This window comes from Streptococcus pseudopneumoniae IS7493, from assembly GCF_000221985.1.
GTDB lineage: Bacteria > Bacillota > Bacilli > Lactobacillales > Streptococcaceae > Streptococcus > Streptococcus pseudopneumoniae.
Genome location: NC_015875.1, coordinates 2,132,735 through 2,157,107 on the forward strand (window position 1 = coordinate 2,132,735; position 24,373 = coordinate 2,157,107).

Genomic DNA, 24,373 nt, shown 5'->3' on the forward strand with positions numbered 1-24,373 from the left:
CTTCAAGTTAAAATTCATTATAGATAAAGCTTCCTTGACCCTGACCAAGATAGCTAAAGAAGTAAAGCAGCCCTAGAAAGATAAGAAAATACAAGGCTGTCCGACCAAGAAAGAGGTACAATTCTTTTCTCTGTTTCATCAAGAAAAACCATTCATTTCTGCAATTTTTGCTAAATAAGATAGACTCTTACTATAGTATTTTTCTACTATTGTACCACTTTATAGACTAGTTTTTCAATTGTTTACCGTATGTTTTCAATAGATTTCAGCTTATTTTAAGAATTATGCGGTTTTTCTATGTATATTTTAAAAGAAAAAAGCCTGAGATTTCCATCTCAGGCTCTATCAAAATAATTGTTTTCTAATACTCAATGAAAATCAAAGAGCAAACTAGGAAGCTAGCCGCAAGCTGTACTTGAGTACGGTAAGGCGACGCTGACGTGGTTTGAAGAGATTTTCGAAGAGTATAAACTAGAAAAGGGAAAATACAAGAACAGCCAAGGCTGCTCCGATAACAGGGCCTACAACAGGAATCCAAGCGTAAGACCAATCTCCGTCTCCCTTGTTTGAAATTGGCAAGATGCTATGCATGATACGAGGTCCAAGGTCACGTGCAGGGTTCAAGGCATAACCTGTTGTCCCACCTAGTGATAGACCGATACCAACAATCAAAGTTCCCACTGCGAAGGTTCCGATTCCTGCTTGAAGGTCATAAAGACCCAAAGCAAAGATTGTCAAGACCAAAACAAAGGTTCCTAGGATTTCACTGATCAAGTTAGAAACTGTATCCTTGATGGCTGGCCCAGTACTGAAGGTTGCCAGGATATTTCCTGCATTTTCTTCTGCCTCATAATGCGGTTTGAATTGCAACCAAACCAAAATCTGACCGAGCATGGCCCCTGCGAACTGAGCTAGGATGTATGGGAAAACGGAAGCCCAAGGCAGGCCACCTTTCAAGGCCACACCTATAGTCACAGCTGGGTTTAAATGAGCTGGACTAAGTTTTCCAGATACAAATACTGCAACCGCAACTGCAATCCCCCAACCCATAGTAATCACAATCCAACCTGAGCTGTTGCTCTTGGTTTTCGGAAGAACCACACCTGCAACAACACCATTTCCTAGAAGAATCAGGATTAAAGTTCCCAAAAATTCTCCAAATAATTCATTCATCATCTTTCTGTCTCCATCAAAAAGAAGGGGCGGGCGACAAGGATTGCTACCCTCCACCTCTTTTATTTTTTCTTAATTTTTTAATTCTGCTAAATCATTATTAGCAAGAGCTGCTTTTACATCAGCACGGTAAGTTGCTTTTTCTTCTTCTGTCCAGTCATAGAATCGTCCCATTTCATCCAAAACTGGCTCAACGATGCTGTCCAAACTATCACGCATAAAGAGCATATGGTTGGTACGACGAAGAAGGAAGTCAACCGGGCTAAGAGTCAACTCGTTGCGCATTGCATAGTGAAGGGACAAGGTGTCTGCCAGGCTAAGACCTGGCGCTTGTTCCAAGCTGTGAGCAAGGGCAAAGACTTTCGGTGCATTTGAACCGTAAAGATTTGCTAGATAGTGAGCTTCCTTGCTATCCAAGCCACGTGAAACTCCAAGTTGCGCAAAGGCTTCGATTTCTGAGTCCACATTTGCTGGATTCAATTCTCCACCTGAAACAGGGTAAGTCTTCGAGTTGATGAGTTTAAAGCTACGGTCAAATTCTGCTTTGAGGATATCAACCACGCGCTCCATAGCTCCTTCAGCCATCTTACGGTAGTCTGTGATTTTACCACCAGCAAGAGTCAAGAGACCATTATCATCACGGTCCAAGCTAGACCCACGAGAAACTGCAGATGGATCCAAATGTTTCTCAGATGTGCTACTTTCAAGCTTGCTGACAGCAGACTCAACATCTTCACGTGTTTTTTCTTTGGAGAGATAAGATTCAACAGTCGCAATCAAGTTGTCAAAGCTTTCATCACTGATGGTACCGTTATTTCCACCATTATAGTCAGAGGCACTGTTCCCTGCAATCAATGGACGAAGACCTGCCCAGCTACTTTCAATGTCAGCAACTGTAATATTCGCTTCTGGGAAGCGGTTGTTGACAATACCAAGTAGGTAATCTACATCTTCTTGAGTTACTTTTGGATGCTCCAAATCACCTGTATAGTCTGTATCAGTTGTACCAAAGTAGGTCTTGTTTTCACGTGGGAGAACAAAGACCATACGACCGTCACCCAAACCTGTGTCAAAGTAAACTGGCTGTGAAACCTTGATTTTGCTTGAATCCACTACCAAGTGAACTCCCTTAGTTGGGCGCATTTGTGAGAATTGCGTTCCCTTATTAGACAAATTACGTACTTTATCACTCCAAGGACCTGTTGTATTAATAACCAGACGGGCCTTGATTTCAAATACTTGGTCTGTCAAGAGATCACGAGCTACAACACCTGTAATCTTGCCACTTTCGTCAAAGAGGAAGCCTTCTGCCTTCACGTGGTTGGCAATGAGGGCACCGTCTTGGTTGGCACGTTTGATGTTTTCAATCACGAGACGCGCATCGTTGTTACGGAAGTCAAGATACACTCCACCTCCTACCAAGCCTTCTTTCTTCAAGTTTGGCTGGCGTTCCAAGACTTGATTCTTACTCAAAACCTTGTTAGCAGCTGGTGTATTGTTGACACCTGCCAAGAGATCGTACAAGTCCATGGCTACTTTAAGACGGAAGAGGCTAAAGGTCGCTCCATCTTCATCGTAAACTGGTAAGAGCATTGGGTCTGGTTTTGGAATGTGTGGAGCAATTTGTTGTACTACTGCACGTTCTGAAACCGTATCTGATACTACTTCTACGTCGAATTGTTTGAGGTAGCGAAGACCGCCGTGAACCAATTTTGTTGAACGGCTGGATGTTCCTTCTGCGAAGTCCTGCATTTCAATCAAACCGGTCTCAAGACCGCTAGCTGCCGCCTGCAAGGCTACACCAGCCCCTGTGATTCCTCCACCGATAATCAAGAGATCCAGGGTGCGTTCCTGCATTTTTTTAATTGACCATTCACGTGTTTTCTTTGAAAATTCCATATTTACACACCTTCTAAATAAATCGCTTTATTCTGCCAGTATTAGTCGTCTACTTCCGCAAAGACTTGCGTTGCTTTCACAGCCTTCTTCCAGCCCTTGTAGAGTTGTTCCTTGCGCGATTCGTTCATCGATGGTTCAAAGAGTTCTCCTGTCTCGTTCAAAAGTTTCAACTCATCCAAGTTTTTCCAGTAACCTACTGACAAACCTGCTAGGAAGGCTGCTCCTAGAGCTGTTGTTTCCAAGTTTTTAGCGCGTGCAATGTCAATGCCTAAAATATCAGCTTGGAACTGCATGAGGAAGTTATTCATGGCTGCACCTCCATCCACTTTCAATACTTGAATAGCTGTTTGAGCATCCACCTGCATTGTGTCAATAATATCACGTACTTGATAAGCAATTGATTGAAGAGTTGCCTTGATAAAGTCTTCTTTGCTTGTTCCACGAGTCAAACCAAAGACAGAACCGCGAGCATTTTGGTTCCAGTATGGTGCTCCTAGTCCTGTAAAGGCTGGAACGACATAAACTTCATCATCATTGTGAGAATCACGAGCATATTTTTCAGATTCTGGTGAATTTTCAACCATGCGAAGACCATCACGAAGCCACTGAATAGCACTTCCTGCGATGAAGATAGAACCTTCCAAGGCATAATAAACCTTACCGTTGATTCCGTAACCAATGGTTGTCAAGAGGTTGTTTTCAGACAACTGCATTTCTTCACCAGTATTCATGATGATGAAAGATCCTGTTCCATAAGTATTCTTGACCATACCAGGTTCAAAGGCCAACTGTCCAAAGAGGGCTGCTTGTTGGTCCCCAGCCATACCAGAAATTGGCACTTGTCCACCGTAGAAATGGAATGGCGCTGTCTTACCGTAGATTTCAGAGTTAGAACGAACTTCTGGCAGCATAGCCTTCGGAATGTTGAGAATTTCCAAAATCTCATCATCCCATTTGAGTTCCTTAATGTTATAAAGCATGGTACGAGCTGCATTTGAGTAGTCAGTCACGTGAGTCGCACCGTCAGTCAATTTCCAAACCAACCAAGTATCGATAGTACCAAAGAGCAATTCCCCTTTTTCTGCTCGCTCTTGAGCGCCCTCTACATGATCCAAAATCCAACGAACCTTAGTAGCAGAGAAGTAAGCATCGATGATCAAACCAGTCTTTTCATGGAATTTTTCCACATAACCTTGGCTTTTCAGCTGTTCAGCCAGAGGAGCTGTCTGACGTGATTGCCAAACGATAGCATTGTAGATAGGAAGTCCTGTTTTCTTATCCCAAACGACCGTTGTTTCACGTTGGTTGGTAATCCCGATTGCCTCAATCTGACTTGGTTTCACACCACTTTCGATGAAAGCTCCAGCAATAACAGACTGGACGGAATTCCAAATTTCATTGGCATTGTGCTCTACCCAACCTGCCTGAGGGAAAATCTGCGTAAATTCCTTTTGACTCGAGCTAACCTTTTCCCCTTTTTTGTTGAAAATGATGGCACGAGAACTTGTAGTTCCCTGGTCAATGGCCATGATGTATTTTTCTTGTGACATGTGCTGTCCTCCTGATAAAGATCTTGAGGTGTTTCCTCTTTACACTTACTAGTATACAAAATAAAGCGCTTTCTTGTTCATCAACTTTTTTTAATTTTTTAAAAAATGTGAGTAGATTGTGTGAATTTCACAAAAAAGACCTGGAACAACCAAGCCTTTTAAGTGAATAATAACTGGCGAATCGCTACCAAATCTTCCATATCCAAGTCGTTTTTTAAATAATAGACTGGCGTCTGTTCCTTCTTATGAATCGGGTTATTGGTAACCAGCAAATCATAATGCCGAGTACAATCATAGGCTTCAATGGTAATAAAACGATTGTATTCCAAATACCGTTTCAAAATGGCTGCCATCCTTGAAAAGACAAGAAAACCAGATGTCAAATCCAGACCAATCCGCATATGCTGGCCACCGTTTTCAGCCATATATTCGATTAACTGCAGCCATTCCCAGAGAATCTTCTTATCTAAATCTGTCCCCTGATGAAAGGCAGGTAGAGCATGAAAAATCTCCTCTGCTGTCTCTTTAAAATCATGTTCCATCAGTAAATAGGGATGACGATTCTCTAACTGGTACTTGTAGCGATCCTGTAAAATATAGCCCTTATAGAGGTAGACTTGAGCACAAAGCTGACTGAGTTCATAGGTGACATGGTCCTCTGTATAATCCCCCAGTAACTCCTCTTTCTTCATTTCTTGAATCAATTGCGTCAGTAAACCTGCCAACTGTCCTCCAAAACCAAGGATATACTCCATAGTATGAAGAGGAAGAATGCGATGAGATAGGAGGAAAGAGAAGAATATCATCATCTCCCCATCCTCAGTTCCGAGAGGGAGGTGTTGCCCAGCAAAAAAGGACGGAGCCTTTCGATGCAAACGAAGGTAGAAAATATTGTCAAAATACCCTCGCATTTTTTCTTCTATGACTTGAAACTGACAAGCATTGACCCGAAGACGTTGTTGACTGATATGAGCCCAGAGAACCAAGTCCAATTTCTGACCCGAAGACAAACTTGCACCGCAGATTTCTTCTAGTGTAGCAATTTCCTGCTTTCTCGCTGGTTTCTGCATGTGACCTTCCCACTCCTGACTAGACCAGACCTTGCGGAAAAGACAGAAATAGAAATAGCGAATCTGATGCTCTGGACCTCGCCAACGTCCATTTTGGATGGATAAATCAAATTCTGACAAAATCTGATTTAAACCAGCCAAGTGACGCCCAAGCGTAGCCTCGCTAATCATCAATTCTTGAGCCAGCTGATGGGCTAAAAATTGTTGGTGGTAGAGAAGATAGACCACAATCTGGTATTTAACAGCATTCTCCAAAAACAAGCTCCGAATATCTCTCCCCTTGGTAGCTGCACCGATCGACAGGCGCAGATTTTCATTTTCTAAGTGAATAGTCAGCTCTAAACCACTATCCAAAGCCTTGTCATTGAGCAGGGTGACATATTTGGTTAGGGTTGCTTTTGAAAATCCTGTTTCTTCCATTACAGCCTTGACGGTCGTCTGAGACTCTTGTAATAGAAAGGAAAGGATTGAAAATTGACCACACTCGGCCTTCTCCATCAAATCTCCTAAATACATTTGTTACCCCTTTCATTTTCTACCTTAAGCATAGCATAAATCTTACAAATGCTGAAATAATCTGTTTCTCTTTTTATTTACCTGCTGATTTCCTAGTCCATTATCCTGAAAATCAGCAAACACACGGCTCCCCCTTTGGGCATTTTTATGCTAAAATAGTAGCTATGGATAAAATTATTAAAACTATATCAGAAAGCGGAGCCTTTCGTGCTTTTGTCCTTGATAGCACAGAAACCGTCCGCACTGCTCAAGAAAAACACCAAACCCAAGCTAGCTCAACTGTAGCGCTTGGTCGAACTCTTATCGCTAGCCAGATTCTCGCAGCCAATGAAAAAGGAAATACCAAACTAACAGTGAAGGTACTGGGCTCTAGCTCTCTAGGTGCTATCATCACCGTCGCTGATACCAAGGGGAATGTCAAAGGTTACGTTCAAAATCCTGGTGTTGACATCAAAAAGACTGCAACTGGTGAAGTTCTAGTCGGACCTTTTGTTGGAAATGGTCAATTTCTCGTTATCACAGACTACGGCATTGGAACTCCTTATACTTCCTTGACCCCACTTATCTCTGGAGAGATTGGGGAAGACCTTGCTTTCTACCTAACAGAAAGCCAACAAACCCCTTCTGCAGTCGGTCTCAATGTCCTTTTGGACGAGGAAGACAAGGTCAAGGTTGCTGGTGGTTTCCTAGTTCAAGTCTTACCAGGAGCCAAGGAAGAAGAGATTGCTCGCTTTGAAAAACGCATCCAAGAAATGCCAGCTATCTCGACCCTTCTGGAAAGTGAAGACCATATCGAAGCCCTCCTCAAAGCAATCTACGGTGACGAGGCCTACAAGCGTCTTTCTGAAGAAGAAATCCGTTTCCAATGTGACTGTAGCCATGAGCGCTTTATGAACGCTCTTGCTAGCCTTCCAAGCTCAGACTTACAAGAAATGAAAGAGGAAGACCACGGGGCAGAAATCACTTGTCAATTCTGCCAAACGACTTACAACTTTGATGAAAAGGACCTGGAGGAACTCATTCGTGACAAATCTTAATACACCTTTTATGATTGGCAATGTTGAGATTCCCAATCGTACCGTTTTAGCACCTATGGCTGGTGTCACCAACTCAGCCTTTCGTACCATCGCAAAAGAGCTCGGAGCTGGACTCGTTGTCATGGAGATGGTCTCTGACAAGGGAATCCAATACAACAACGAAAAAACCCTGCACATGCTTCATATCGATGAAGGCGAAAATCCTGTTTCTATCCAACTTTTTGGTAGTGATGAAGACAGCCTAGCACGCGCAGCAGAATTCATCCAAGAAAACACCAAAACCAATATCGTCGATATCAACATGGGCTGCCCTGTCAACAAAATCGTGAAGAACGAAGCTGGTGCTATGTGGCTCAAGGATCCTGACAAGATCTACTCTATCATCAACAAGGTCCAATCTGTCCTTGATATTCCACTTACTGTCAAAATGCGTACCGGCTGGGCTGACCCATCTTTGGCAGTAGAAAATGCCCTGGCTGCTGAAGCTGCAGGTGTTTCTGCCCTCGCCATGCATGGCCGTACCCGTGAACAAATGTATACAGGTCACGCAGACCTTGAGACCCTTCACAAGGTTGCCCAAGCTCTGACCAAGATTCCCTTCATCGCCAACGGTGACATCCGTACGGTCCAAGAAGCCAAACAACGCATCGAAGAAGTCGGTGCTGACGCAGTTATGATTGGCCGCGCTGCCATGGGAAATCCCTACCTCTTCAACCAAATCAGCCATTACTTTGAAACAGGAGAAATCCTACCTGATTTGACCTTTGAAGATAAGATGAAAATCGCCTACGAACACTTGAAACGATTGATTAACCTCAAAGGAGAAAACGTCGCAGTTCGTGAATTCCGTGGCCTCGCTCCTCACTATCTCCGTGGAACATCTGGCGCTGCCAAACTCCGTGGAGCCATTTCGCAAGCTAGCACCCTAGCAGAGATTGAAGCCCTCTTGCAATTGGATAAGGCTTAATAGACCAAAACCCGTAACTCTCTTAAAGGTTACGGGTTTTTGACTGTAAAAATTCAAATACTAAGGGTTATTATTGACTCAAAGCAACACTGGAAACCTTGCCATCCGCTCCTGTTATAATTTGGATGATTTTTCCTCCACCAATTTTGGCATTATACTTGCCATCATCAAGAGTATAAGAGTAGCCTCTGATAGAGTAGTTTTCTTTCTTTCCATCAGCAGATTCTACTGTGAATTGACCTCCTGATGAAACTGTGATGGTTTCGCCATTTGCTCCCTTCCAATTGCCCGCTGCAGCTGAGAAATCACCATCTACCATGGTTAAAACACCCTTGTAGCGTTTATTTTGCTCTGCTTGTTTGTCTTGAAGTTTGCGGTCAGTTGTAGGATCATAGCTTGATTGGTTAGACTGGGATTGAGGAGCCTGTTGAGTTGAAGGAGCCTGAGCAGGAGTTTGTTGACTAGCTGCCTGTTGATTAGACACTTCTTGACCTTGTCTTTGCTCTGGTGCAGGTGCCACTTGTGATGGCCTTGCAGTTGCTGAAGATTGATCAGTAGATGCCTTAGCCTTTTCAGATGAAGCTGAAGTTGAGGACTTCTGAGTCTTGCTTTCTTTGCTAGAAGAGGCTGCTTTAGAGCTTGATGACTGGCTTATCTTAGCAGAACTGCTTGCTTGAGTTGTTTCCTTTTTATTTCCACAAGCTCCCAGTAGCAAGATAGAAGCCAATACAGTTGCTACCATCAATTTGATATAGGTTTTCTTTTTCATTTTTCTACTCCTTTGTAATATTTTAGAAATATAAAGAAATCTTTTTGCAATGGAATTGTAACATTTAGATTTAAATATGTCAATAATTTATTTAAACTATTTTAAAAATCTCACATAATTTAAACACCTTTACTCCTCCTACTCTTCTATTCGTAATCTAATAGAAAAAACAGAGAAAAATTCCTATTTTGTTTAAAATTTTTTAAATCGCTCTTATTTAATCGCTTACATATTTAGCTGCAAAGGAATATAATAACAGTGAAATAGAATATAGGAAGTGCACTCTTATACTAAATAAGTATTTCAAGTATCTTCCTTGGTTGATTTTGGGAGCAATTGGTTCCTATAAATCCGCAACTCACTATGGCAAAACTTCGTTTGATATCTTCTATCTGACCACAGTCTTTATGATTTTCTATATAGCTTTGTTATTCCTACACGAAAAATATCTCAAGTATCGATACAAAGACTTTTTACTCACATGTTGAGCAATTCTAAGAAAGATAACTATCCCTAAAAACAGTCGCAACAGCAAAGCAAACTAATAAAGGCAAACAAAGAGGTCAGGAACTTTATCCCGACCTCGTTTTTTATTTCAATCGATAGGTTTTTCTTGGTTTCTTTTTAGACACTCGTTTGAGTCCAACTTCTTCTACATATTCTCCGTATTTTACGAGAAAGTTATTGCTGACGATTGGACGACCGGGGTTGATGAGATTGACCAGTTCAGTCCCTTCGTAGACAGTGAACTCCTCCTCCAGCAGATAAAGGAAGGTCGGATTCCAGTCGAGACGGCCTTGGATTCGTTTGATAGACTCTTGAATAATGGCATAATGGTCAAAAGCGAAGGCTTGTTCCTCCAACTCCACTCCCTCTAGGTAGCATTTGCCTGTCTGAAAATCGACATCTACAAAAAACACATCCTTGGCATCGTCTCCTGCTTGAACAAGTTCTAATGCACGACTAGGCAAATAAACCAAGTGGGCAATGGTCACTGTCCAGCCCCGTGGATCACGGCCGGGAGTCGATACGGTCATCAATTGCTCAATTTTTTCCAAAGGAAGATCGAGATTGACTTCTTCTCTCACCTCACGCTGACAGGCATGCGCAGCATCTTCGCCCTTGTTCATAAATCCTCCAACCAGAGCCAAACAATTTTGATATGGATGAGCCTTGCGACGAATTAATAAGAGCTTGATTTTTCCTTCGACAAAGCAGTAGGCTACCATATCCACCGTTACACTTGGTTTTTCGTATTGAGGGAGTTCCTGCTTGTGGTACCAGTCTAAAAATTCTTCCTGACTAGCATGAATTTCAAAATATTCTTTTTCCATCCCTGCTGGAATCATCGTGTCCGTCATTTTATGCCTCCTTACGAACTGCCTTGGTCCATTGGTACCAACCTACTAGACTATTGAGAGTGTAAACCCAGTACATCCCTTGGATGTGGATATTTTCACCCCACCAGAGATAAATACTAAAGAGATTGGTTGCAATCCAGAAAATCCATTGCTCACGATAGAGACGGGTCATCAAGAGCTGACCGACACCATTGGTCGCATCGGTAACACTATCACGGAAAGGGCGAGCACTATGGATACTTTGATAAGCCAAGCCCATACCAATCCAAATGATAGCAGTCAAGGCCAAGTACTTGAGCCAATCAAAAATAGATAATTTCTTAGCTTCAAAATGAGATTCTTCTGCTTTTCCTTGGTCATTAATACGGTTGGACAGCCAAGCATAGAGGCCAATCGGCTGCATGACAAAGAAGTAAACGGTCGTCAAGACTTCGCCATAAAAAGTCGCATCCATGGCCAAAATCAAATAGATAGCAGAGTTAATAGCCCCAAAGAGATAATTGCTTGCACGACCTTCTGCTACCAAGATAACACAGACAATCCCAGTCCAAGATGCAAACAAGCTTAACCAATCATGACTATCTATATTTTGAGTGAATTCCAAGATAAAGGGAACACTTGACAAGGCGATGAGATACAACCACTGGAAGAGGCTACGACCGACAAAGAGATCTTTCCAGAGCAAGTGCATGATTCCTGCAAAACCGATTTTGCGAGCTTCTGCATGAACATTTTTAAAGTTTTCGATAAATTGTGTGATTTTTTCAGTTAGTTTTTTCATATGTTTCTCCTAATCTGCTTGGTAAATGGCATCAATAGTCACTTTTGCTGCTTCATAATTTCCTAGATAATCCTCAGCTAGATAAACTAGTGGAATGTTTGCTAAATATCGCTCTCTCGTCTGGTCCAAATGCTGGGAAAAACTATGACGAATATGGTCTTCTGCCATAGTCATATCTCTAAATCCGTCATTGACATAGGAGCCAATAGGTTGCACAAAGAAAATCAAGTCCCATTTTTCCTTAGCCAAGATCGAGGCAAAGAGATTATCAAAAGTCTCTCCCGATAAGTCCCCTTGATCCTCTGACTCCATGTAATAATCATAGTAGCCCTTGGTTACTAAGGAGTTGGTGTCTGCTATCACCAGTCCCCTATTGGCATTACTGTCAATTAACTTAGAGGTCTGGTCATACTGCCACAACAGGAGATAATAGTAATCCTTTGGAGTCAATTCATCGTCGCGGACATTGTTTTTGATCTGGTACTCACGTGCATATTCCAAGCTGACTGGTGCATCGTAATACCTAGCCAAATCCTTTGCCAGAGTGGTCTTCCCATTGCTAGCACTTCCCATAATCAACACTTTCTTTGTAAACTGACGTCGGAAGGGTTGAGCAATATATTTCCAATATTTGCTTGGGTTTTCTCGAATCATAGTCTCTGAGATACCAAACTTTCCTTCTTGCAAGACAGTCTCAAAGCCACGATTTGATAATTCTTGCTGATAGTCTGCTTCTCCCACAAAGAAGATCAGTTCTTGTTGGGTTTCATCATAAGAAATCTCCGCTAACATTTTGTCCAACCACTCCTGCCAACCCATAGGGTAACGGGGAAGATTGGTCTCATCTAACTTACAAACCGAGGTCAACTCGTCATCACCAAAGGACTCTCGGATATATCGAAATCTTTTTTGAAGCGTTAAACCTACCTGCTCCCCTCTATCTCCCCCATAGCCTGAAACGACAACCCAGACCTGGTCACACTGCCGCTTGGCTCGCTGGATCAGATCGATATGACCCTGATGAAGCGGAGCAAATGTCCCAAATATCACTGCTGTTTTCTTTTTCATAAACGCATTGTCTTTTTATAGTTTTTGATATTTTCATTATCTATGTTTTTATTATAAACTATATTTTTGTTTTGTCAATAGTTTTTATCATTTTTATAAAAACATTGCGAAAAAGAGAACCAAGTGAAAGTTCTATAATGAAGTTAGCCATCCAACCCTCCTAAAAATTAGATGGTTCAACTAGCTGATAGCTAGTACATGACTAACTTGAACTTGAAATTTGGCAAAAGAGAATCAAGATTACTCCTGATTCTCCATTTTTATGCAATATCAAATTTTAACTGGCCTGCTTTGACACCAATCTTAAGTGTGCTGCCTGCCACCAAATCTCCCTTAAGAAGAAGTTCTGCCAACTTGTCTTCCACTTCTGTTTGCAGGGTTCTGCGAAGTGGACGAGCTCCCATCTCTGGGTCATATCCTTGATTTGCCAACAATTTCAGTGCGGAAGCTTGTAATTTCAAGTCAATGCCTTTTTCAGCCAAACTTGCCACTAAAGGTTTGACCATAATCTTCACCACTTCCTGCATATGGTCACTAGACAGGCTATGGAAGACCACCTTTTCATCAATACGGTTGATAAACTCAGGTCTATAAGCCTTTTTCAGCTCTTCAAACATGCGTTTTTCCATATTTTCCTGGTCAAAACGAATATCCTTAGCTCCAAAACCGACGGTCTTGTCATCCCGAAGGGCTGTCGCACCAAGGTTTGACGTCATGATGATAATGGTATTTGAAAAGTCAACCTTGCGGCCCTTGCTATCGGTCAAGACACCATCATCCAAGACCTGCAAGAGCACATTAAAGATATCTGGGTGGGCCTTCTCTACCTCGTCAAAAAGGAGAACGGAATAGGGTTTGTTGCGAACCTTCTCGGTCAACTCCCCACCTTCTTCATAACCCACATAACCCGGAGGAGCTCCATTGAGACGGCTGGCTGCAAATTTCTCCATATACTCACTCATATCAAAGCGGATAAGGGCTGATTCGTCATCAAAGAGAACTTCTGCCAAAGCCTTGGCCAATTCGGTCTTCCCGACACCTGTGGGTCCTAGGAACATAAAAGAACCAATCGGACGCTTGTGACTGCGAATCCCTGACTGATTGCGGCGAATAGCACGGCTAACGCTTGAAACTGCTTGATCTTGACCGATGACACGCTTGTGTAGTTCAGCTTCCAAGTTCAGGTATTTCTTAGCGTCAGTCTGAGTCAGTTTTTGGACTGGGATACCTGACAATCGACTCAAGGTAGTCAAAATATCAGACTCTGTTACCAAGTCTTTATAGACAGGCACTTGCTCTTCTTTTGCGATTAGCTGAGCTGCCTGTTTCCACTTGCCATCCATCAAGGCCTTGTCAGCTGGACTCAAGCCTGAATCGTCTACTTTTACATGCTTAGCCTTATTTTGCACTGTTGCTGCTGCTTCATCTAAGAGGTCTATAGCAGAGTCTGGCAAATGGCGACTAGTCAAGTAACGATGGGCCATCTTAACGGCTGTTTCGACCGCTTCATCTGTGATTTGCACACGGTGATGTTTCTCATAAGTCGCCTTCAAGCCTTGCAAAATGGCCATGCTGTCTGCCACACTTGGCTCTTCAATCGTCACTTTAGCGAATCGACGAGAAAGGGCCGCATCTTTTTCGATGTGTTTTTGGTATTCTTCCTGAGTGGTGGCACCAACCGTTCTCAAAGTTCCACGCGCCAAGGCTGGCTTCAAAATATTGGCCGCATCCAGAGTCGAGTCAATCCCGCTACCAGAACCCATGATAGTGTGGAGTTCATCGATAAAGAGAATTACTTGGCCATCTTCCTCAATATCCTTGATGATATTATTCATACGCTCTTCAAAGTCACCACGGAAACGTGTACCTGCAACGACATTCATCAAATCAAGCTCCAACACGCGCATCTTAGCCATTTCCGCAGGTACATCACCACTAGCAATACGCTGGGCAAGACCAAGCGCCAGAGCTGTTTTCCCGACACCAGCATCCCCGACCAAGACAGGGTTGTTCTTAGTCTTACGGCTCAAGATTTGAATCATACGCGAGATTTCCTTATCCCGACCGATGACTGGTTCTAACTTGCCAGAACGCGCTTGCTCTGTCAAATCATGCGTATAGTCCTCGAGACCACCACTCGGAGTCTGCGGCATGCCCATCATATTGGCCATAGAATTTTGTTTGTCAGCCACAGTACGATGGCGTTGACGTAAAGCCTTGAGGTCTTCACGAGTCCAACCTGCCCGTTCTTCTAAATTTCGACGAAGAGCAGCAATCTTGACCTGATCTTTCTTGTCTTCATAAGAAAAACCAGCCCTCTCCAAAATACGAGTCGCCAAGGCATTGCCATCATGCAAAATCGCATAGAGGACGTGCTCTGTCCCTAGCACCTTAGCATGGACCACTGAAGCTACATACTCTGCTTCGTCAAAAAGAATCTGCAAACGACGGGAGAACGGCAATTCCGTAAAAGTTTCATCCTGGCTATAGTCCGTTTCAGTCAGTTCCAAAGCCACCTCTTCTAAACGGTCCATCTCATACGGATAATCATTTAAAGTTGCCCCTGCTACACTATAACTGTGATTAGACATGGCAATCAACAAGTGCCAAGACTCTAGATAACGAGCTCCAAAATGTCCAGCAACCATGTAGGCACTTTCGATACATTCATTCAATGCTTTTGAATAGTTCATCTTACTTCCCTTTTCTATCTACCTCTTGTATGATCTGACGTAGCATGTTTGCTCGAACAACTGGAGCTTCTTCTCCTAAAACGCGATCCAAAGCTACTGATTCTAGCAAATTCATCTCCTGCTTGGTCATCAATTCCTGCTCAACCAAAAGCTGGAGAATATCCTCATAAATTTCTTGACTGACTCGCTCACCAATCGAGTAAAGCAGCTCCCGGAGCATTTCATGATGACTAGAAAACTCAATCCGTCCTATACGAATGTAGCCTCCACCACCACGCTTACTTTCAACCAAGTAGCCTCTACTTTCCGTAAAGCGTGTCTTGATCACGTAGTTAATCTGACTAGGAACAACCTGAAAGGTATCTGCCAACTGACTCCGTTGCAACTCCACAATACCAGATTGATCTAAAATCGCCTTGATGTAGGCCTCAATATGATCCGATGTATTTTTAAATCTCATTACAAACCCACCTCTCTCTTTAAACCTTGACCTTGTTTGACTATTATACCGAAATTTTCTCATTTTTAAAAGAAAAAGGGCGCTGGTAAAGGATAATCTTCACCAACTCCCTATTTTTCTACTTATCTAAGCCTAATTCTGCCAAGATTTGACGTTTGTAGGCAATCTTTTGGACTTCCTTGTCCTCATCTTCAGACCAATCTAGTTTAATTTCTGAAACAATCTGCCCAGGGCGATTTTTCAAGATATAGATGCGGTCGCTGAGATTGAGGGCCTCCTCAATACTATGCGTGATGATCAGGGTTGTTAGCTGCAACTGTTTGTGAATCTCAAGGTACCAAGCGTGTAGTTCCATCTTGGTCATCTCATCCAAGGCGCTAAAGGCCTCATCTAAGAGAAAGAGCTTGTGCCCAAAAAGGTAGGTCCGGAGTAAGGCTACACGCTGGCGCATCCCACCGCTAAGTTCATGAGGGTATTTATCTCTTACAGCTGTCAGCTGGAAGGTTGCAAGAATTTTATCCGCTCGGGAAATAGCTTCTGCCTTATCCACCTTTTGAATCAAGAGGGGCAGAATGATATTTCCAAGCACCGTCTTGTGCTCCAAGAGCAGATCCTTTTGCAACATATAACTCACGCGCCCCTGGGGATTTTCTTCACCATCAAGGACAATTCTCCCTGACTGAACTTCTAAAATCCCAGCGATTAGATTAAAGAGAGTGGTCTTTCCAACACCACTTGGGCCTAGGATGGAAACCACTTCGCCTGAAGTCACCTGTAGGTTGATATCCTCTAAAATCCTCTCCTGACCATAGGCATAACTGACGTGCTCTAGTCTAATTTCTGTCATTATTTCACAAATTCGTTGGTGAAGCCTTTGTCTGTCAAGTCTTCTTTAAGGATACCATTTTCTTTATCCCATTTGTAGAAAGCATTCCAGCGAGCTGCGTCAAATTGACCCCATTTTTCCTTGTCGCTTGCGTATTCTTTTGACAAGTATTTTTGAGATTCGATGACAAAGTCACGTTTTTCCTTGAGTTCAGGTGCATTCTTGATGAGAATATCTGCAGCTTCTTCTGGATGTTCCATGGCATATTGGTAACCTTTTTTGATGGCTTGGATGACTTTACGAGCTTCTTCTTTGTTATCTTTCAGATAGTCGTTGTTTGCGATGATAACTGGTGAATAGTAGTCAAACTCCTTGACATAGTCTTTCAAATACATGAAGTTAGCATCTACACCTTGAGATTTAGCAAGTATACCATCCCAACCGTAGTAAATCCAAGCAGTGTCAAAGACACCATTGGCAATAGGTGTGATAGAGTTTGAGTCGTTATTTGGTACTTTTTCTACCTTCTCAAAGTCCCCACCTTGTGATTCTACCAATGTTTTCAACATAGTAAGTTCAGTTGGGTCATTCCAAGTCCCGTATTTCTTACCAACTAAGTCTTTTGGACTGCTTACATTGTCAGATTTACGTGAGATGATTCCTGATGTATTGTGTTCAACAATAGCTGCAACGGCAGTGATTCCTGCTCCTTTTTCCAATTTTTTAGCCATGTAGTCTTGGAAATACACTGCAAATGGTGCCTTACCATTGATAACCAAGTCAGATGAGCTTTCTTCTGGTGGCAATTTCAAATCAACATCCACTCCAGCTTCTTTGAAATAACCTTTTTCCTTGGCAACATATAGCCCTGTGTGGTTAGTATTTGGTGTCCAGTCTAGGATAAAGTCGATCTTCTTGAGTTCTGCCTCTTTGTTATCCTTAGAAGCAGTTCCTTGACCACAAGCTACAAGCACGACAGCTACAAGAGCTGTTAAAACAGTTAAAAACACTTTCCATGTTTTCTTCATTTTGATTTCCTCTTTTCTTTTTTGAAACATTCTTATTCTACGAACGTTTCCATTTAATAACATATTTTTCACTGACATCAACCAGCTTCATACCGAGAAGACTGATAATCGATACCAGAATAATAATAGCAAACATGGTATCATACTGAAACAGTTTCTTGGACTGAATCATGTAGACACCTAGTCCTTCAAAGCCTCCCAACCACTCAGATACCACTGTTGTGATAAAGGCGTAGGAGACACTGACCCTCAGACCTGCATAAAAGTAAGGCAGGCTGACTGGAATTTTAAAATGCCACAGGATTTGCCAAGGCTTGGCCCGCATCAGACTAAACAAGGTCAGCATATCCTTATCGCAATGCCTAAAACCGTCCAAAATGCTGACGATGATGGGAAAGGTTGTCGTTAAGATAATCAAGACAATCTTGGGCAGAATCCCATAACCTAGCCACAAGACCAGAATAGGGGCTATGGCAATGGTCGGGATAGTCTGAACAACCACCATCATAGGGTAAATCAGGTCATTGAGCCAAGTCAAACTATCCATGAGCACAGCCATGAGACAGGCAATCAAGACTCCCAAAATCAGCCCCAGTAAAGCCACTCTCAAAGTCGCCCAGCTATGGTGCCAGAGAAATTCTCTATCACGCACAAAAGACTGGAGGATTTCAAGAGGTGTCGGCAGGATAAACTTGGGGAGAAGTTTAAGAAAACCTGCTAACTGCCAGATTGACAAGACTCCCAGAAAACCCAATAGACTAATGTGTCGTCTCAGCATACTTTTCAAGCTTCTCATCAATACTTAAAATCTCTCCTACATTTATTTTGACATTGGCAAAGACATTATCTGCCTCCTGCCCTGCCACTTCCAGCGCTTCTTTTAGAATGCGCATAAGCTCATCAAACTCCCCTTCCAAGACCGTTTCAAATGGTGTCACCACCATGGTCACTTCTTGAGCTTGCAGATAAGCAATGACCTGATCAATAACAGCTATCCGATCAATCCCCTGTGCTAGGGGTAAAACTTGCAAGGCGATGCTTGCTTTCATAAAAACCTCCTCTTCTCGTTTTCCTTTGACAAAAAGAAAAACCTTTACCATATATGGAAAAGGTGCAAAATCAGACTAAGTATCGTTCCCTCCGCTGGCATTACCCAGATCAGGTGCGGTCGAAGTTTAACACTTCCTCTCAGACTGTACACAGACTCCCATATATTATATGTATATATGATAGCGCAAAATAAGAAAAATGTCAAGGAAATTGCTTTATCTTATATTGGTGAACCTTCATCTAGTCAATACGTGACAGAGTCCAGTTCTATCAGACCGTTCGTTTTACAGACACAAGTAAAGTAGGATTACTTCGATCTGTCGTTTTCTCTTTCTAGCGACAGAGCTCACGGGATAAGTCCTACATCTTTCCTCGTTTAGACTAGACATGAGGACGTTAAAAGGTTAGAGTGAAAATAGGAAATCTGACGCAGAGTCTTTAGACTCTAGAAAGATTTATCTTTTTCACACAAACCTTAGTCCGAATTCAATTACTCTCGTGATTTACGCATATGGGTTACGACTACCTTTTTGGACTTTAGAGTTTCTGGCCCCCTTATCCGCTATATACGCCTTACTATCACCTTCCTGTTCGTAGAGCCACGATTTCGCTATCCCTTCCTCTGACGATTCTTATTTCCAGTGTCAGACTTAAAACGGTCTATCCCCAGACCGTTTTAATCCGCTACCTCACGATAGTCAGGCTTGGGAATCGCTATTGGGTTCACCGGTAGCAGGTGCCCACCGAGGACTTACACCTCAGATGCACGACATGCCCGTCGTACCAGAAAAGAGCAGGAAAAATTTCCTACTCCAATTTTCTACACTCGTTCTCCATCACTGTTTACTCTGTAGCCATCCACCGTCGTATTAACAGCTAGGGCACCTGAAGAGTAAGAATAATACCACTTACCAGAAACTTGATACCAGCCTGTTTTCATTGCCCCTGAACTATCCAGATAATACCACGAGCCATTTTCCTTTAACCATCCTGTCTGCATTTCACCAGATAATTTCAAATAATACCAGCTAGAACCGTCTTTCAGCCAGCCTGTTGATTTAGAACCATTTGATTTGAAATGATACCAACTACCATTTATTTTCTTCCAACCGACAGTTGGACTACTATTGGATCTATAGCTAGAGCTATTTCCTGATTGATTCTGATAATTTTGTGAAGAAGTCACTCCCTCTAGCTGTATATAGCGACGACTTCCGTTATAAGCCGTATAACTCAACCACTTGTAGCCATCTTTTTCGAGAATTTGATCATAATGAACCTTCTCCCCAGGATAATAGTAATCAATCACAGTTGCGCTAGCTAGAGGTTGATTTTTGATAGCTGACTTAGTCTTAAAATAATGTGTGCCCCCTGTTGAAGCTAAGGATTGACTAGTCCCAACACTGCCACCAGCCAAATCTTTAAAATGAATAAATCCTGTCATCGTATTTGCTTTTATACTTCGTTTATTATAGGCTTCTGTATAACCATAGTTATATTCCTCGATCTCAATCTGATCTCCCATTACATTTGACACCCAGGCAACATGCCCATAAGTTCCTGCAGTAGACCAAGCAATGGAGCCAATCGTCGGTGTATTATCTACACGATAGCCTTCACGACGAGCACGATGCCCCCATTCATTCGCATTTCCATAAGCCCTTGGAATCTCAAAACCATTGACATTACTCAAACGAAAGGCTGCGAAAGAAGTACACTGACGAGAATACATGCGCCACTGATCAATCTCCTGGCTCCCATTTTTATAATAAGCAGGATAATCATCTCCACGCGCAATCGATCCATTCCCTCCAGAGTAGGCATAGACACTATCACCCGCTGCTAGCATCAATCCTACTACTAAAAAAGAAACAAGCTTTTTAACTGACATCTTCAAGTAATAACTTGTCCCTCTTGCTATAAACGGTAAAATTTTCATTCTTCCTCCTTGAAAAATAATATAAATCGAAGATTGCCTTCACTTAAACTATTCGGAGAAAAAAGAAAAAGTGAGAAAATTTCTCACTTTAGTCCAGATAATGAATCAAATTCTTTTCTGTAAGGATATCTGAGTAGGTAAAGGATTCAACGTAAACATTAGCTTGTTTATCTCCTTCAACGTTCCCAAATTCCACAATAAATAGGGATGGATAAACTTCAATTAACTTACCCAATCTATTTTTTTGGCGCTTGCGCCCATTTTCCAAAGTCATTTCAATTACATGACCCTCATGCGCCTTGATTTCCTCTTTGATTTTTTTCATCTTGGCTACATCTGTAAATGCATCTGACATCTTATGCCTCCCTCTTTGAGATACTTGAAAATTTATTGTATTCTTTTTGGAAAATCAATTCCACAGTTCCACGAGCTCCACTACGGTTTTTCTCGATAATAACTTCCACCTTATTATTTGGTATGCCTTCCTCTTCTTCACCACCACGCTCATAGTAATCGTCGCGATAAAGAAAGGCTACGATATCAGCGTCCTGCTCGATAGACCCAGATTCACGAATATCAGACAAGACTGGTCTTTTATCCTGACGTTGTTCTACACCACGAGACAACTGACTCAGAGCGATTACTGGAACCTTCAGTTCCTTGGCTAGGATTTTCAACTGACGTGAAATTTCTGAAACTTCTTGTTGGCGGTTTTCTCGCCCAGTTCCCGTGATAAGCTGCAAGTAATCTATCAAAATCAAACCTAGATTGCCCGTTTCTTGAGCCAGTTTACGAGAACGAGAACGAATCTCTGTAATTCGAATCCCTGGCGTATCATCGATATAGATACTTGCGTTTGCTAGGTTCCCTTGAGCAATGGTATATTTTTGCCACTCCTCATCGGTCAATTGACCTGTACGGATAGAATGCGACTCAACCAACCCTTCTGCCGCTAACATACGATCGACTAGACTTTCCGCACCCATTTCCAGCGAAAAGATAGCAACCGTTTTGTCCAACTTAGTCCCAATATTCTGAGCGATATTCAAGGCAAAAGCTGTCTTACCAACCGCCGGACGAGCTGCTAAGATAATCAACTCCTCTTCATGCAGACCAGTCGTCATATGATCTAAATCACGATAGCCTGTCGCAATACCTGTAATATCGGTCGTTTGTTGCGAGCGAGCTTCCAGATTTCCAAAGTTGACATTCAACACATCTCGAATGTTCTTAAACCCGCTTCGATTAGCATTTTCACTGACATCAATCAGGCCTTTTTCTGCCTGAGCAATGATTTCATCAGCTGGTTGCGACGCTTCGTAAGCTTGATTGACAGACTCTGTCAACTTGGCGATTAATCGCCGTAACATAGCCTTTTCTGCAACGATTTTAGCATAATACTCCGCATTAGCAGAAGTTGGCACAGAATTGACAATCTCAACCAAGTAAGACAAGCCACCAATATTCTGCAAATCGCCTTGATTATCAAGAATGGTACGAACCGTTGTTGCATCTATGGCATCGCCACGATCGGATAAATCGACCATAGCTTGGAAAATCAAACGATGGGCATACTTAAAAAAGTCCCGAGACTCAATATATTCTCGCACAAAAACAAGCTTACTCTCATCAATAAAGATAGCCCCCAAAACGGATTGTTCAGCTAAGATATCTTGAGGTTGTACTCGTAACTCTTCTACTTCTGCCATCAGATTTCCCTTCCTTTTACAATCTTGTCAAGAAGGTGTAAACTTATCCTTCTTTCACACGAAGATTGATTACACTTGTGATATCTTGATAGATTTTCACTGGCACATCAATCAAACCAACTGCTCGAATCGGAGCTTGTACTTGAATATGACGTTTATCAATCTTAATTCCAAATTGCTTTTGCAATTCTTCTGCAATCTTCTTATTGGTAATAGAACCAAAGGTACGACCATCTGGACCAACTTTTTCAACAAATTCTACAACCGTTTCTTCTGCTTCAAGTTGGGCTTTAATTGCTTTTGCTTCTGCAATCATCTCAGCGTGAGCTTTCTCTTCAGATTTTTGTTTACCACGAAGTTCACCTACAGCTTGAGCAGTCGCTTCTTTTGCTAGGTTCTTTTTGATAAGAAAGTTTTGCGCATACCCTGTTGGTACTTCCTTAATTTCGCCTTTTTTACCTTTTCCTTTAACATCTGCTAAAAAAATTACTTTCATTCTTCTTTCTCCTTTTCCTTTATTTCATTTAATACAATTTCTGTCAGTTTTTCACCTGCTTCTGACAAGGTTAAATCTTTAATTTGAGCTGCTGCCAAATTAAAGTGACCTCCACCGCCTAACTCTTCCATAATCCGTTGCACATTCAGTTTACTACGACTCCGAGCTGAGATGGATATAAAGCCTTGTGTATTTTTCGCAAGAACAAAACTCGCTTCAATACCTGACATAGCTAACATGGCATCTGCTGCCTTACTAATAACAACTGTATCATAGCATTTCGTGTCCTTAGCCTCTGCTATTAGTACATCTGAACCTAATTTACGCCCCTGTAAAATCAGTTCATTGACCTCACGATATTCTTCAAAATCTGTCGCAGCGATTTCTTGGATAGCAATACTATCACTTCCGCGCGTTCTGAGATAGCTAGCAACATCAAATGTCCGACTAGTCACTCGTGAGGTGAAATTTTTAGTATCCAGCATCATACCAGCCATCAAGACACTTGCTTGCATACGACTCAAACGATTTTTCTTAGAATTTTGGAACTGAATCAACTCCGTTACCAACTCACTGGCACTGCTTGCACCACTTTCGATATAAGTGATAACTGCATTGTCTGGGAAATCCTGATCCCTTCTATGGTGGTCAATAACAATGGTTTGGGTAAATAAATCATAAAAATCTTTTGATAATGTTAAGGCTGTCTTTGAATGGTCTACAAGAATCAACAAAGAACGATTGGTCACCATCCCCATTGCATCCTTAACAGACAACAACTTCGTAACTCCTTCTTTTTCTAAGAATGAAACAGCTCGTTCAATATCTGGAGACATTTGTTCTTCGTCATAAAGAGCATAGCTATTTTCAATCACATTGCTGGCGAACAACTGCATACCTACAGCAGAGCCCAAAGCATCCATATCTAAATTTCTATGCCCAACTACAAACACTTGATCCACACTACGAATCTTATCAGATATGGCTGTCATCATTGATCGAGTACGGGTACGAGTGCGCTTGATGGACGCAGCCGACCCACCGCCAAAGTAGACTGGATTTTTCGTTTCATCATTCTCCTTGACAACCACCTGGTCGCCACCACGTACTTCAGCCAAGTTCAAGTTGAGCAAAGCAACTTTCCCTATTTCATCATGATTTCCATCGCCATAAGAAAATCCCATACTTAAGGTCAAGGGCAACTGCCTCTGTTTCGACTCTTCTCTGAAAGCATCAATAACAGAAAATTTATCATTCATCAAGCCCTCAAGCACCGTATAGTCAGTAAATAGATAAAATCGATCCATACTTACCCGACGAGAAAACATCATGTATTTTTCTGAAAACTCTGATATAAAATTAGCTACAAAACTATTGATTTGACTAATATCTGACTCAGAAGTTGCATCCTCCAAATCATCATAATTATCCACAGACACAACTCCAATCACTGGTCGACTCGTTACTAATTCATCTGTTATGGCTTGCTCCCTGGATACATCTACAAAATACAAAACACCGGAAGAAGAATCCATATGAACAGCATAACGCTTCTCACCCAGCTTAGCATAAGTAGACGGATTTCCTACTGAAGCCTTGATAATCGTTTGAACAGCTTCTAAATCAAAATCGCCATCTTCCTTGGTCAAAATCAATTCAGCATAGGGATTAAACCACTCAACCTCTCCAGAAGATAAATTCAATTTCATAACACCTACAGGCATCTGTTCCAATAGAGCTGTCAAACTTTCTTCCGCTTGGTGGTTTACATACTGTATCTGTTCTACATCACTCCTTGTATAATGCACTCTCAGTTTCTTAAATAAAAAAACATAGCCTCCTACAAAAAGAAACAAAATTAAAACCGTCAACAGATTATTATTAACAAAAATAATGAAAGTGGATAAGACTCCAAACGCAATCAATCCTACTAGAATAGGAAAAATTGGACTTACATAAAATTTTTTCATTCAAAACCTCT

At 42.0% G+C, this 24,373-nt stretch carries 22 protein-coding genes and 1 pseudogene; 3 read left to right on the forward strand and 20 right to left on the reverse strand.

Annotated features, from left to right (window positions below; all coding sequences use genetic code 11):
- Window positions 1-7 precede the first annotated feature (7 nt).
- The 5 genes from SPPN_RS11040 to SPPN_RS11060 form a co-directional block, all read right to left on the reverse strand.
- On the reverse strand, window positions 8-139 hold the full coding sequence (locus tag SPPN_RS11040) for a teichoic acid D-Ala incorporation-associated protein DltX (protein ID WP_000813667.1): 132 nt from the start codon (window positions 137-139) through the stop codon (window positions 8-10).
- Window positions 140-471: 332 nt separating this feature from the next.
- Window positions 472-1,176: an MIP/aquaporin family protein gene (locus tag SPPN_RS11045; RefSeq protein ID WP_000980824.1), complete on the reverse strand. Its 705-nt coding sequence runs from the start codon at window positions 1,174-1,176 to the stop codon at window positions 472-474.
- Between the two features lie 69 nt (window positions 1,177-1,245).
- Window positions 1,246-3,072 (reverse strand): type 1 glycerol-3-phosphate oxidase, encoded by a 1,827-nt coding sequence (gene glpO, locus SPPN_RS11050; RefSeq protein WP_000395969.1) that lies wholly within the window; start codon window positions 3,070-3,072, stop codon window positions 1,246-1,248.
- A 41-nt stretch (window positions 3,073-3,113) separates the two neighbouring features.
- The gene (gene glpK / locus SPPN_RS11055) at window positions 3,114-4,622 is read right to left on the reverse strand and encodes a glycerol kinase GlpK (protein WP_000076800.1); all 1,509 of its coding nucleotides are present in this window, start codon (window positions 4,620-4,622) and stop codon (window positions 3,114-3,116) included.
- Between the two features lie 158 nt (window positions 4,623-4,780).
- Window positions 4,781-6,208: an AcpB/EbpR/MafR family transcriptional regulator gene (locus SPPN_RS11060; RefSeq protein WP_000280543.1), complete on the reverse strand. Its 1,428-nt coding sequence runs from the start codon at window positions 6,206-6,208 to the stop codon at window positions 4,781-4,783.
- Window positions 6,209-6,372: 164 nt separating this feature from the next.
- Here SPPN_RS11060 and hslO point away from each other — a divergent pair, with 164 nt between their 5' ends.
- Together hslO and dusB are read left to right on the forward strand one after the other, a co-directional pair.
- A complete protein-coding gene (hslO, locus tag SPPN_RS11065; protein WP_000357842.1) occupies window positions 6,373-7,245 on the forward strand; it encodes an Hsp33 family molecular chaperone HslO in 873 nt (290 codons plus the stop codon).
- Window positions 7,232-8,212, forward strand: a complete 981-nt coding sequence (gene dusB, locus SPPN_RS11070; protein ID WP_000183321.1) for a tRNA dihydrouridine synthase DusB — start codon at window positions 7,232-7,234, stop codon at window positions 8,210-8,212. Before hslO ends, dusB begins: the two co-directional genes overlap by 14 nt.
- 70 nt (window positions 8,213-8,282) lie before the next feature.
- Here the strand turns inward: dusB and SPPN_RS11075 are convergent, their stop codons facing one another.
- A complete protein-coding gene (locus SPPN_RS11075) occupies window positions 8,283-8,981 on the reverse strand; it encodes a hypothetical protein (protein WP_000730915.1) in 699 nt (232 codons plus the stop codon).
- A 287-nt stretch (window positions 8,982-9,268) separates the two neighbouring features.
- Here SPPN_RS11075 and SPPN_RS14105 point away from each other — a divergent pair.
- Window positions 9,269-9,498 (forward strand): annotated as a pseudogene (locus SPPN_RS14105) (hypothetical protein).
- Between the two features lie 73 nt (window positions 9,499-9,571).
- Here the strand turns inward: SPPN_RS14105 and SPPN_RS11080 are convergent.
- The 14 genes from SPPN_RS11080 to SPPN_RS11145 form a co-directional block, all read right to left on the reverse strand.
- Complete coding sequence (locus SPPN_RS11080; RefSeq protein ID WP_000132691.1) at window positions 9,572-10,342, reverse strand: NUDIX domain-containing protein; 771 nt, start codon at window positions 10,340-10,342, stop codon at window positions 9,572-9,574.
- 1 nt (window position 10,343) lies between these two features.
- Window positions 10,344-11,123: a nicotinamide riboside transporter PnuC gene (gene pnuC, locus SPPN_RS11085; protein ID WP_000736870.1), complete on the reverse strand. Its 780-nt coding sequence runs from the start codon at window positions 11,121-11,123 to the stop codon at window positions 10,344-10,346.
- Window positions 11,124-11,132: 9 nt separating this feature from the next.
- A complete protein-coding gene (locus SPPN_RS11090; RefSeq protein ID WP_000730557.1) occupies window positions 11,133-12,191 on the reverse strand; it encodes an AAA family ATPase in 1,059 nt (352 codons plus the stop codon).
- A gap of 260 nt (window positions 12,192-12,451) precedes the next feature.
- Window positions 12,452-14,884, reverse strand: coding sequence for an ATP-dependent Clp protease ATP-binding subunit (locus SPPN_RS11095; RefSeq protein WP_001109674.1), 2,433 nt, complete (start codon window positions 14,882-14,884; stop codon window positions 12,452-12,454).
- Window position 14,885: 1 nt separating this feature from the next.
- Entirely contained in the window at window positions 14,886-15,344 is a 459-nt protein-coding gene (locus SPPN_RS11100; RefSeq protein WP_001211273.1) for a CtsR family transcriptional regulator, read from the reverse strand.
- Window positions 15,345-15,462: 118 nt separating this feature from the next.
- The gene (locus tag SPPN_RS11105; RefSeq protein ID WP_000136232.1) at window positions 15,463-16,191 is read right to left on the reverse strand and encodes an ABC transporter ATP-binding protein; all 729 of its coding nucleotides are present in this window, start codon (window positions 16,189-16,191) and stop codon (window positions 15,463-15,465) included.
- A complete protein-coding gene (locus tag SPPN_RS11110; protein WP_014017376.1) occupies window positions 16,191-17,198 on the reverse strand; it encodes an ABC transporter substrate-binding protein in 1,008 nt (335 codons plus the stop codon). The genes SPPN_RS11105 and SPPN_RS11110 overlap by 1 nt, the downstream gene beginning before the upstream one ends.
- Before the next feature lie 37 nt (window positions 17,199-17,235).
- On the reverse strand, window positions 17,236-17,994 hold the full coding sequence (locus SPPN_RS11115; RefSeq protein ID WP_162199268.1) for an ABC transporter permease: 759 nt from the start codon (window positions 17,992-17,994) through the stop codon (window positions 17,236-17,238).
- Window positions 17,957-18,247 carry a thiamine-binding protein gene (locus SPPN_RS11120; protein WP_000647658.1) on the reverse strand — a complete coding sequence of 97 codons (291 nt, stop codon included), beginning with the start codon at window positions 18,245-18,247 and terminating at the stop codon, window positions 17,957-17,959. The genes SPPN_RS11115 and SPPN_RS11120 overlap by 38 nt, the downstream gene beginning before the upstream one ends.
- A gap of 821 nt (window positions 18,248-19,068) precedes the next feature.
- Window positions 19,069-20,187 carry a choline binding-anchored murein hydrolase CbpD gene (gene cbpD / locus SPPN_RS11125; protein WP_000698583.1) on the reverse strand — a complete coding sequence of 373 codons (1,119 nt, stop codon included), beginning with the start codon at window positions 20,185-20,187 and terminating at the stop codon, window positions 19,069-19,071.
- A gap of 88 nt (window positions 20,188-20,275) precedes the next feature.
- Entirely contained in the window at window positions 20,276-20,542 is a 267-nt protein-coding gene (locus SPPN_RS11130; RefSeq protein WP_001278160.1) for a Veg family protein, read from the reverse strand.
- Window position 20,543: 1 nt separating this feature from the next.
- Window positions 20,544-21,896, reverse strand: coding sequence for a replicative DNA helicase (dnaB, locus tag SPPN_RS11135; RefSeq protein WP_000852490.1), 1,353 nt, complete (start codon window positions 21,894-21,896; stop codon window positions 20,544-20,546).
- Between the two features lie 43 nt (window positions 21,897-21,939).
- Window positions 21,940-22,392 carry a 50S ribosomal protein L9 gene (rplI, locus tag SPPN_RS11140; protein WP_000864214.1) on the reverse strand — a complete coding sequence of 151 codons (453 nt, stop codon included), beginning with the start codon at window positions 22,390-22,392 and terminating at the stop codon, window positions 21,940-21,942.
- Window positions 22,389-24,362 carry a DHH family phosphoesterase gene (locus SPPN_RS11145; protein WP_000715117.1) on the reverse strand — a complete coding sequence of 658 codons (1,974 nt, stop codon included), beginning with the start codon at window positions 24,360-24,362 and terminating at the stop codon, window positions 22,389-22,391. The genes rplI and SPPN_RS11145 overlap by 4 nt, the downstream gene beginning before the upstream one ends.
- Window positions 24,363-24,373: the final 11 nt, after the last annotated feature.